The 569-nt window shown below is 41.1% G+C and carries 1 protein-coding gene and 1 pseudogene; both read right to left on the bottom strand.

Annotated features, from left to right (window positions below):
- Positions 1–251: biotin/lipoyl-binding protein (locus tag R7040_RS28695; RefSeq protein WP_318097925.1), on the bottom strand; the 251-nt coding region annotated here is incomplete at its 3' end.
- 161 nt (positions 252–412) lie between these two features.
- Positions 413–569: pseudogene (locus R7040_RS28690) on the bottom strand (envelope stress response membrane protein PspC); the annotation flags it as partial.

The raw sequence follows: 569 nt of genomic DNA, 5'->3' as shown, positions 1-569 counted from the left end.
ACATCGCCTTTTTTAACGACTTGCCCTTCATTAACTTCGATAGATTGAAGCAACCCTGGGACACGAAATGCGAGTACAGCTCTGTCACCGGCTTCTGTGGTGGCGGGGAAATGGCGTTCAAATTGTGCGTTGCCAACAGAAACAGTAAAAAGTTTTGCGGGGCGAGATTCTGGCTCAGGAACTGGTGGAAGCTCTTTACCACAACCCGACAATGCAGCCGTGACGGCTATCGGAATGAGCAGTTTTCTCATCACATTCATCCATAAAAAGTAAGTGATTACATTTAAAGTAGATGAATTATGAATTAACTTCCAGAGCACAAAAGATTAATTATGCTTAAAAATTAGTAATTTGTGATAAAAAAGCAGGCTTGTCGCCTGCTTTATTTAAATCATTGATAGATGCATCAAGTTTAGAGTTTGCTGAACTCTCGGTTTACCCTAAATGTATCGGACGTCACATACGCTTCCATGTTACGAATTTTGCCATCAAGACGGTCAAAATCTCTTTCCAAAACACTGAGTAATTGATCCGGACTTTGTCCTTTCTGCCAAGGCTTACTTTTAAGC

Source organism: Vibrio sp. 1069 (assembly GCF_033340555.1).
The sequence above is the reverse complement of the archived record's forward strand: the minus strand, read 5'-3'. Positions and strand labels throughout refer to the sequence as shown.